Consider the following 10,833-nt stretch of genomic DNA (forward strand, 5'->3'; position numbering starts at 1 on the left):
GTAATAATCTACTGAAATATATGAAACTAGTGAATTTGAATAGGTGTAAAATAGGTTTCTAATAGTCGTTTGTATTCTTCCATCACTTCATCACTTGGCGATTTTAAATTTTTAAGTTTATTTTCTTTTCCCAGTTTGTCGTATTTAAAAAGGCCCAATTGATGATAGGGAAGTAGCTGGAGCAACTGGACTGAAGGACCAAGCTCCCCGATAAATTCACCTGTGGCGTGTAGATTTTCTTCTGAATCATTGACACCTGGAATAATGGGAAAACGAAATTGTATTTTTCCGCCAGCGTTAGCTAATTTTCTAGCGTTCTCAAGTATTCTTTCATTAAAAATCCCAGTGTACTTCTTATGCTGGTTTGTATCCATATGTTTTAAGTCATAGAGATATAAATCAACATAAGGAAGGGTTCTCTCTAGCGTTTTCCAAGAGGCAAAGCCAGTCGTATCTAAACAGGTATGGATATGTTCTTTTTTTGCTGCTTTTAATAGCTCAATCGTAAAATCAATTTGCGACAGGGCCTCACCGCCAGATATGGTTAAACCACCGCCGGAGTTATTAAAATACGCCCGATCTTTAAGAATTCTTCCCATGACATCTTCAAGTTTCATGTCATGTCCTGATGGAATAAGGGCTTTTGGCTTGCATACTTGGGTACAGTCGAGGCAATCCGTGCATTTTTCCCGATCAACTTCAATTATAGCAACATCCCTCTTATCTAAAGGTGAATAGTTTGGTTTGCTAGCTTTAAGGGCATTGTGTTTGCAAACTGATAAACACAATCCGCATTTCTCTATGCCAATGCATTTGACTGAAGTATACGATAGCACATAGTGAAATGAAATGGATTCTGGATTATGACACCAGAGGCAGCTCAGGGGACAACCGCTGAGAAAAACACTTGTTCTGATACCCGGACCATCATGAACTGAGAATCCCTGAATGTCATAAATTCGGCCTATTATTCCTTGACTCATCGATATCTCTCTTCCCTCTACAATTTATTGTAATTTCAAAACATGTAATTAAAAATGTTTGCTACGATAAAATTCTATAGCAGTGAAACCGTATAAACAATGATATATCAGGACCAGAAAACAAAATTTGCGTCCTTGAATAAAATAATTCATAAACGCCTATGAGTATTAGAATGTTCCAAATAGGACAAAATGGGTATAAAACGTGTCCTTTTAATTCATTGTGGAGAATACGCCAAGTCGCTATAATTAAGTTATTCAATTGAATTTTGGAAAACATAAAAACTTTACGAAGCAATTTGCAAATAAAAACAAAAAGAAAGGAAACATCCCGGCTAAATGAAAACGATTAATTCAATAATTTGTCCAATATTTTGGAGTTTTTTTTAACTTCAGAATTTGTAATGACTTAGCAATAAGTCAAAATTTAAAGAGAAAATGGAGGAACATTTAATGAGTATTAATAATGTGGAAAGTGCAATCGGAATAAAAACCGTGAAAAGTTCAGACTTTACGTTAAGTTCTGGAAGAGCGACGGCGTTTGGTGCGGCAGAAGTTGGATTTGGACTGATGATGCAGGTGGCAGTAAGCTACTTTGCATATTTCTTAACAGATATTGCTTTAATTGGTCCAGCGATTGTTGGCACAATGCTCCTAATCAACCGTATTGTCGATGCAATCTCGGTACCATTGACCGGAGCGATTATAGAAAAATCAAATCTGCCATGGGGGAAATACCGCTCCTGGATGATGATCGCTCCGGCAGTGGTAGCAGTATGCTTTATTATGATGTATAGAGTCCCAAGCGGGATGAGTGAAGTTGCCATGGCAATCTATTTTTCGATATTCTATATGGTAGGACATATATTTGTAAACTTTAGTTATTCATCCAGATTTGCATTGCTTCCGGCTATGGGCAATACCCCTAAAAGCAGGATCATGGTTGCATCTAGAACCTCTCAGATGAACACGGCAAGTCGGATCATCTTTAGCTTAGTATCGCTGCCAATCATTATGTGGCTGGGTGGAGAACAGGTACGAAATGCCAGAGGATTTTTTCTTTATATGGTGATTTTTGGAATATTGCAATGGGGCACATATATGATCAGTGCGTTGGCAGCAAAACCTGTGGACATTCCGGGACGATGGTCGAAAAAAAATGTGCCAACAGGTCGTGAAATGATAAACCAGGTAATAACCAATAAACACTTGATTACTATTATGCTTGCAGAGTTGGGAAGATTTACAGCAGCTTTGTCCCTGGCCGGATTTGCTGTTTATTTTTATCAGTATGTGGCCGGCGATATGGCACTTGTTTCAATGTATTTCTTAAGCTTGACAGTAGGCGGTTTTGTTGGAAATCTCATTGGACCGCAAATTGCAAAAAGATTAGGCACAAAAAAAACCTATGTGATTGCGTTGTTCGGACAGGCATTATTCCTTGTGCTTGCATACTTTATCGGTAGAACACCAATGGCATTTCTGGCATTGAGTGGTTTAGCATCACTTTCAAGTGGTTTTGGGTTCTCTATCTCAGGGGCGGTATATTCAGATTGTGCCGACTATGCAGAATGGAAAACGGGAAAATCTTCAAAAGGGATTGTAATGTCTCTATCAGCATTTCCAATTAAAATGGCCATGGTTATTTCAGGAAGTGTCGCCGCTTATGCGTTAGCAGCAATCGGCTATGTTGGCGGAATGACACCAACGCCTGAAATACAGCAGGGTGTAGCAATAATCGCCACCTTATTACCAGCTGTTGCATCAGTATTTGGCTTTATTTGTATCCTGTTCTACAATCTTAAACCGGATGATCTAGTAAAAATGAAAGAGGTAATTAAGGAACGGCAAAGCCAGATCCAGGAAGGCTAATTCCAGAACGCTTTTGTTTGTCATAAGAGAAGCGAGATAACTGCTGCGAATGGAAAGATTAGTTATTTCAAACCGGCAAGTCTGACCGGTAAAACTACAGAAGGAAGAGTGAGACAGAATGAGTATTACAACAATTGGAATCATCGGATCCGGTGCAATGGGGACCGGCATTGCCCATATTATGGCCCAATACGGATATAAGGTACTCCTGAGTGATATGAACAACGAGCACTTAGTCAAAGCAATCAATTCAATCGAAAATATATTGGATAGTAAGATTCGTAAAGGGAAATGGACAGAAGATAAAAAAGCTGAATTATTGAGAAATATCAAGACAACATCGGATTTAAATGACATGAAAGAGGTAGATCTGATCATCGAAGCAATTTATGAAAATATGGATGCAAAAAGTCATTTATTTTCAAGCTTGGAAAAAATCTGCAAGTCTGAAACAATTTTTGCAACCAATACTTCGACCATGTCAATCACTAAGCTGGCATCTGCTGTAAATCGACCCGAAAGAATGGTTGGACTCCACTTTTTTAATCCAGCACCGGTGATGAAACTCGTTGAAATTATAAGGGGATATTATACCAGTGATGAGATTATTATTGAGCTTGCGGAATTAGTCCGGTCAATCGGAAAGGAAAGTATTGAGGTTAAAAAGGATACCCCTGGTTTTGTGGTAAATCGATTGATGCTGACCCAGTTTAGAGAGGCGTTATTAGTCTTGGAAGAGGGCATTGCATCAGTGGAAGATATCGATAAGGCGATGACCTTGGGATTGAATCACCCGATGGGACCCTTCACTTTAATGGATTACACAGGAAATGATATAGCCCTTGATACCCTTGAATATATGCATTCGGAACTGGCTCAGCCTAACTGGGCACCGCCAATCGTGTTAAAAAGAATCGTCAATGCCGGCAGAATCGGTAAAAAAGTGCAAAAGGGCTGGTTCGATTACAAAAAGGGATAAGAAAGAGGCGGTATCAATGAACAAACAAATTTTAGCCAGTGAAGCAGTAGGTTTAATTAAGGATGGCTCAACGGTGGTATGGACAACAGCAGGACTTTGCTGTTTTCCTGAAGAAATTGCAGTTGCGCTGGAGAAAAGTTTTTTAGAAACGGGACATCCTAAAAACCTTACTGTTGTACATAGTTGTGGTTGTGGTGATGGAAAAGACAAAGGTATGAACCATCTGGCATACGAGGGATTGACCGAGCGCCTGATTTCAGGACACACCGGTCAGGCACCGAGAATGGGTGAACTAATAACTGAAAACAAAATAGAAACCTATCTGCTGCCACAGGGTGTAATGGCCCATCTTTGGAGAGAAATAGCAGGAAAAAAACCGGGAGTCATTACAAAAGTAGGCCTTAGAACCTATGTGGACCCAAGGCTTCAAGGTGGAAAAATAACAGCATGTACAAAAGAAGATTTAGTCGAACTTATGGAAATTGATGGTCAGGAATGGCTTCGATATAAAACATTTCCGATTGATGTCGCAATTATTAGAGCGACAACTGCAGATGAAAAGGGAAATCTTTCCATGGAGAAAGAAGGTCTTCTACTAGAAGCGCTGCCGATGGCTCAGGCCGCGAAAAACTCCGGAGGCATCGTGATTGCTCAGGTTGAATACCTGGCAAAGGCTGGGACATTGCATCCGTTGGATGTAAAGGTGCCGGGAGTGCTTGTTGACTATATAGTAGTCGCGAGCCCCGAAAATCATATGCAAACCATTGGGACACAATTTAATCCAGCTTTTGTAGGCGATATCAAGATGCCAATGGACTCAATCAAACCAATGTTGTTCAATGAGCGGAAAATAATTGCCAGAAGAGCAGCAATGGAACTGGTTGCGAATGGAATAGTAAATCTTGGCATCGGAATACCGGATGGCGTGGCTAGAGTCGCCTCGGAAGAGGGAATAGCGGATGATTTAGTCATGACAACGGAGCTTGGAACCTATGGCGGAATCCCCGGCGGCGGCGACGATTTTGGAGTAGCCTATAACGCCGAGGCCATCATAGAGCATGAAGCACAATTCGATTTTTATGATGGTGGCGGTCTCAGTGCAGCCTTTTTAGGGTTGGCACAAACAGATAAAATGGGAAACCTAAATGTCAGTAAGTTTGGAAAAAAAGTCGTTGGTTCAGGTGGATTTATCAATATTTCACAGAATTCAAAAAAAGTTGTCTTTTGTGGAACGTTTACAGCTGGTGGCGGAAAGTTTGAAATTAAGGATGGAAAAATCCGAATTATCAAAGAGGGCAGCGTCAAAAAATTTGTGAATCAGGTTGATCATATTACCTTTAGCGGTGAATATGCTTCCCTGATAAAACAACCCGTTCTATACATCACTGAAAGGGCAGTTTTTACCCTGGAAGATGGGGAAATGACACTCATTGAAATAGCTCCCGGCATAAATATTGAAAGAGACATTTTACCGGCCATGGAGTTTGAACCGAGAATTTCACCAAATCTAAAAGTGATGGACAGCAGTATCTTTTATGAGGATTGGAATCAGCTTAAAAATATAATTGAGTCTGGATCACAGGCTTAAGTTTGAAAGAGGTGTAGGTAATGAGGCTAGATAATAAAGTTGCCATTGTCACCGGTTCTGCTCAAGGATTGGGTAAAGCGATGGTATTAAAGCTGGCTCAATCCGGGGCAAAAACCGTTGTAACGGATATAAATTATGAGGCTTGTCTAAAGGTTGAAAAAGAGATTCACGAAGCGGGCGGAGAGGCCTTTTCCGTTAATTGCAACGTCACCAACCGGCAGGAAGTTAAGAATCTAATCGCTGAAACGATCGGTAAGTATGGTCAAATAGATGTATTGGTTAATAATGCCGGGATAACAAAGGACGCCCAAATAACAAAGATGACAGATGAGGAATGGGACAGTGTGTTAGAAACTGATCTTAAATCCATGTTTATCTGCATCCAAGAAGCAATAAATGAAATGATTCCCCGTGGCGGAGGTAAGATTATAAATATTACCTCCATAGCAGGCGAAGAGGGGAATTTTGGTCAGACGAATTATTCAGCCGCAAAAGCTGGGGTGATCGGTATGACAAAGACATTGAGTAAGGAACTGGGAAAAAAGGGAATAACTGTAAACGCAGTCGCTCCCGGGTTTATTTTAACAGAAATGACGAATAGCATACCGGAAAAAATTAAAGAACAGCTGATCGGAAGAATTCCTCTGAAGCGTGGAGGAAACCCCGTGGAGGTTGCTGATGCCGTGTTGTTTTTAGCATCTGATCAGGCATCGTTTATTACGGGCCATGTTCTTAATGTAAATGGTGGAATGTATGTCTAGATCAAATAAAAAAATAGCAGAATAAGTGAGGGTTAATGTGATAAAAGAAAAAGAAATACTAAGTACTGAATATAAAACAAAGTTATTTACGGATCTTTATTCAGGGAATAAGCCGGATCAAGTTCCTGAAAAAGTGGGGGTCAACGCTTGCGCTGCGCTGGAATTAGCCGGTTATGATCTGAGATTTGCCCAATATGGAATTACAAAAGTATTAGATGCAACGGAGCAAATAAATGCTAAATATGATACCTTTAATTTAATTGGGACATGGCCCGGAACGCCATGGTTGAATAAGTTTACCGGAAGCCGAACCAATGTAATGGGAGATGATGGATTTATCCAGCATCCCAATGTTCATGGAATGGAAGCGGATGAATATGACCTGCTTTTGGCGGACCCATTGAAATTTATTTGGGAAACTGTGATTCCGAGGGTGTTTACAGAGTTTGATAAACCGCCAATGAAGGCTGCGTTAGCGATGGCGAAAACAATCAAAGCATCCGATCATGTCAACGGAAAAATTGCCCAAGGCAATATGGCGCTCATAAAGAAGTACAACAAGTCTGCATTTCCGACTTTTGTGGGGATAAGCCGTGCCCCCTTTGATTATCTTGCGGATTATCTCAGATCCTTTACCGGTGCACTGGTCGATGTACGAAGAAAGCCGAAGGAAGTGCTTGAAGCCGTTAGCATGCTGACACCGTTGATGATAAAATCTGGCTGCCCTCGGCATGTAGAAAACCCAAACAGATTGACCAGAATTTTCTTTGCCCTACATATGCCAACCTTCATGTCAGAGAAATTCTTTGTAAAATTCTGGTGGCCTTCTTTTAAGGAAACAGTATGGGCTATTTATGACAAAGGTTTTGGAATAAATATATTCTGCGAAGAAAACTGGATGCATTTACTGGATTATTTAAATGAACTGCCACCAGGGTGTGAGCTTCAATTTGAGTATGGTGATCCCAAAATAATCAGGGAAAAAGTTGGTGACAAACATATCATTTCTGGGCTTTTTCCAGTAAGTCTTATGAAAAATGGAACAAAACAGGAAGTGTGTGATAAAGCTAAGGAATATTTGGACATGCTCGCAGTGGATGGTAAGTATATATTTAATTTCGATAAATCCATTCTAACAGCAGGACAAATAAATTGGGATCTTTTTCAGCCACTCTTAGACACTGTTCATGAATACGGAAAGAATTAGGAGGCACAATATGGATAAAAACATCAAAAGCGAATATTATACCGAATTGGATGATACATTGAAAAAATATAACATTCCGGAAGAAGCGAAAGACGATGTTGCTGAAACGATGCAATGTGTTGAAGATATGATTCTTTATTTTACAATGACGACCTTAAGCAACTAAAAACGAATATCTGCACCTTAAAGTCACATCAAAGATGATTTTGGGGTGTTTTATCTTTAACGGGAAGACTGAAAGACCATATTAAATTGAGTTTAAAAATATGACAAAAGAGGAAATATTATGTATGAATTCAGACCTGTAACAGAACGAATAAACCAGATGAGACAGCTTGTTAGAGACAGAATTATTACGGTGGATAGTGAAAGGGTAAAGCTTATAACAAACGCCTATCAAAAATACGATAAAGTTCCCACAAGTATAAAACTGGCCTTAGTTACCTATGAAATTTGTACAAAAATGACGACCAGAGTAGAGGATTTTGAAATTATCGTTGGCAATATCGGAAAAGAGTTTTTAGGTTCAGGCATGTGGCCCGAATGGGATGCCAGCTGGTTGTGGAACGAACTGGAAAATAAGGAGCTTTGGGAATGTTGGGATGATGGATTATACCACCGCACTGACAAATCCGGGGTTCATCTATGCATGAGCAAAGACGAGATCGAACGGTTTATGAGCTATAGGGATTTCTGGAAGGATAAAACCATTACCCAGTATTTAGATTCCTGGGGACCTGACGGCTTTGAAGAGGTTGCTGGTTTGGGGATTTTAGAGATGGGCGAAAAAATGAGAGCGCCCATTCACACCGGACATCTGGTTGCCGGTTATGAAAAAATCATTAACAAAGGTTATGGCGTCATTAGAAGTGAAGCTCAAAATTGGATTGACGCACATAAAGGCAATCTAATGGGGGATGATGTCGAAAAATACATGTTCTATAAAGGCGCGGTTATTGTCTGTGATGCAGCAATTGGCATGATCAGAACTTATGCTAAGGTATGTACTTTAAAAGCGAAAGCTTGTCCTGATGGCAGCAGAAAATCAGAACTGGAAAAAATGGCTGATGGGCTTGAATGGATATCTGAAAATCCGGCCAGAACATTTTGGGAGGCTTGCCAGGGCGTCATTATGTATCAGGTTTTGCTTTATATGGAGGCCAGACACCCGGCTCTTGCATTTGGAAGATTTGATCAATATACATGGCCCTTTCTGGAGGCTGATCTTAACGAAAAAAGATTGACATTGGATGCGGCACAAGAAATAGTCGATGCCTTTTTCCTTAAGTCAAATTGCTTCTATCGGGCATCAAATCCAAGGATTGCAGCATATACGGGGGTAGGTGTTACCTACCATCATACAACAATTGGTGGGGTAAACAAAATAACTGGTGAAGATGCATCAAATCCAGTAACTTATATGGTCCTTGAGACTTTAGAGCGACTATCACTTCATGATCCGACCGTATCTTTACGGATCCATAAAAACACACCTGAAAAATTATGGGATTTAGCAATTGAAACGACGCGGCAGGTTGGTGGGTTACCTTTGTTCCAAAATGATGAGGTAATTATTCCGGGTCTTGTCAAAGAACTGGGCATGACACTTCAGGATGCCAGAGATTACAGTATCATCGGCTGTCAGGAAATAGTCGGCTCAGGAAATGATTATCCGGCCGGGAATGGACTTCATGGGAAAGCTGGATTGGGAAGCCATGGGAATGTTTTGCTGACTGCTCTAAACAATGGGGTGAATCCTTCTAATGGAAAATCAGGAGGATTAAAGACTGGATACCTTTATGAGATGAAGTCGTTTGATGATGTAAAAGAAGCCTATAAAACACAATTTGATTATCTGCATAAATGGTCGGTCACCATTCAAAATTATGTTGAAAATCTGTCAGGATTTTACGCACCTTCTCCAGCTTTGTCCATTTCCATAGAAGGATGTATGGAGTCAGGAAAAGACTGTGCGTCTGGAGGCGCTAAATACAATTCCTATGGTGGAACAGCTACCGGTCTTGCCACCGTTGCCGACTCGTTGACGGCGATTAAGTATATGGTTTTTGATAAGAAAATCTGTACGGTAAATGACCTATATGATGCCATGATGGCCGATTGGATAGGCTATGAAGTATTGCAACAGCAGATTTTAAATGAGGTTCCGCATTATGGAAATGATGATGACTACGCCGACGAGGTGATGCAGTGGGTTACCGATATCTATTACAACAATTGTAAGGAATGCTACAGTAAGCGATCCAAAGTTTACAAAGCAGGGCTTTACGGAGCCGCACAGCATGTTGTTCAAGGAGCTGTTACCAATGCGACTCCGGATGGCAGAAATTCTGGCCAGCCATTGGCAGATGCCATGTCACCCGGACAGGGACGAGATAAAAATGGCCCAACTGCTATTTACAATTCAGCCTGTCGCATCGATCATGGGAAATACATGGATGGAATCGCGCTGAACCTGAAAATTCATCCTTTATCTTTACAAACAAAAAGTGCAAAAAAAGCATTACTGAATATGACCAAAGCTTATTTCGAAAAAGGCGGCATGGAAGTTCAATACAATGTAGTAAGCACAGAAGCAATGAAAGCAGCACAAAAAGATCCGAATGCTTATAGAGATCTAGTGGTAAGGATTGCCGGTTACTCAGCCTACTTTAACGAGTTGAGTGAGTCGATGCAAAATGATGTTATAAGCAGAAATGAAATTGAGATTTAATGGTTTAATTTAGGTATTAATGCGAGCCCATATTTAGAAAAAGTTCTCGTGCTGAGATACTCATAACAAGACTTCTTCTTTGTTGAGAATTCAATAGAAATTGGATTTGATTCATTCAGGATACTACAAGAACTATTTAAGAGGAGAAAAAAATGGCTAAAAGAAAAATGTTGTTGTTTATTAATGGAGCAGAACGGATGCTGGTTTGTGATCCTGAATCAGATACTTTATCTGATGTTTTAAGACGGATTGGTTTAACCGGTACCAAGGTTGGCTGCGGAACCGGCCAGTGCGGCGCGTGCTCAGTTATTTTTAATGGGAAGGTGATTCGTTCCTGTTCAAAAAAGATGAAAAATATTGAAGACGGCAGTGAGATCACGACAATTGAGGGAATCGGATCACCAACACAGCTCCATCCGATCCAGCTGGCCTGGATTGTTTACGGCGGGGTCCAGTGTGGATTCTGCACACCCGGATTCATTGTTTCGACAAAAGGTCTGCTTGATACCAACGATAATCCGACAAGACAAGAAGTACGGGACTGGTTTCGAAAACATCGTAATGCGTGTCGTTGTACCGGCTATAAACCTCTCGTTGATGCGGTAATGGCGGCGGCAAAAGTAATACGTGGTGAAATGACCATGGCAGAGTTGAGTTTTGATATTCCTGAAGATGGCAGAATCTATAACACAAGGTATCCAAGACCAGCGGC

9 protein-coding genes are annotated in these 10,833 nt (G+C 40.6%); 8 read left to right on the forward strand and 1 reads right to left on the reverse strand.

Going from position 1 to position 10,833, the window contains the following annotated elements; all coding sequences use genetic code 11:
* Positions 1-26 precede the first annotated feature (26 nt).
* Entirely contained in the window at positions 27-983 is a 957-nt protein-coding gene (locus AKG39_RS15470) for a glycyl-radical enzyme activating protein (protein ID WP_050741313.1), read from the reverse strand.
* A 453-nt stretch (positions 984-1,436) separates the two neighbouring features.
* Here AKG39_RS15470 and AKG39_RS15475 point away from each other — a divergent pair, with 453 nt between their 5' ends.
* From AKG39_RS15475 to AKG39_RS15505, 8 genes are all read left to right on the forward strand, one after another.
* Positions 1,437-2,855 (forward strand): MFS transporter, encoded by a 1,419-nt coding sequence (locus AKG39_RS15475; RefSeq protein WP_050741314.1) that lies wholly within the window; start codon positions 1,437-1,439, stop codon positions 2,853-2,855.
* 118 nt (positions 2,856-2,973) lie between these two features.
* Positions 2,974-3,834: a 3-hydroxyacyl-CoA dehydrogenase family protein gene (locus AKG39_RS15480; protein ID WP_050741315.1), complete on the forward strand. Its 861-nt coding sequence runs from the start codon at positions 2,974-2,976 to the stop codon at positions 3,832-3,834.
* A 16-nt stretch (positions 3,835-3,850) separates the two neighbouring features.
* Positions 3,851-5,422, forward strand: coding sequence for an acyl CoA:acetate/3-ketoacid CoA transferase (locus AKG39_RS15485; protein ID WP_050741316.1), 1,572 nt, complete (start codon positions 3,851-3,853; stop codon positions 5,420-5,422).
* 20 nt (positions 5,423-5,442) lie between these two features.
* Complete coding sequence (fabG, locus tag AKG39_RS15490) at positions 5,443-6,183, forward strand: 3-oxoacyl-ACP reductase FabG (RefSeq protein WP_050741317.1); 741 nt, start codon at positions 5,443-5,445, stop codon at positions 6,181-6,183.
* Positions 6,184-6,220: 37 nt separating this feature from the next.
* Entirely contained in the window at positions 6,221-7,390 is a 1,170-nt protein-coding gene (locus tag AKG39_RS15495) for a uroporphyrinogen decarboxylase/cobalamine-independent methonine synthase family protein (protein WP_050741318.1), read from the forward strand.
* A 10-nt stretch (positions 7,391-7,400) separates the two neighbouring features.
* Entirely contained in the window at positions 7,401-7,556 is a 156-nt protein-coding gene (locus AKG39_RS20275; protein ID WP_164730798.1) for a hypothetical protein, read from the forward strand.
* 120 nt (positions 7,557-7,676) lie between these two features.
* Positions 7,677-10,121, forward strand: a complete 2,445-nt coding sequence (locus tag AKG39_RS15500; protein WP_050741319.1) for a glycyl radical protein — start codon at positions 7,677-7,679, stop codon at positions 10,119-10,121.
* A gap of 152 nt (positions 10,122-10,273) precedes the next feature.
* A partial coding sequence (locus tag AKG39_RS15505; protein WP_152912177.1) for a (2Fe-2S)-binding protein occupies positions 10,274-10,833 on the forward strand: 560 nt, incomplete at its 3' end.

Source organism: Acetobacterium bakii, assembly GCF_001263355.1.
In the GTDB taxonomy this organism is placed as follows: domain Bacteria; phylum Bacillota; class Clostridia; order Eubacteriales; family Eubacteriaceae; genus Acetobacterium; species Acetobacterium bakii.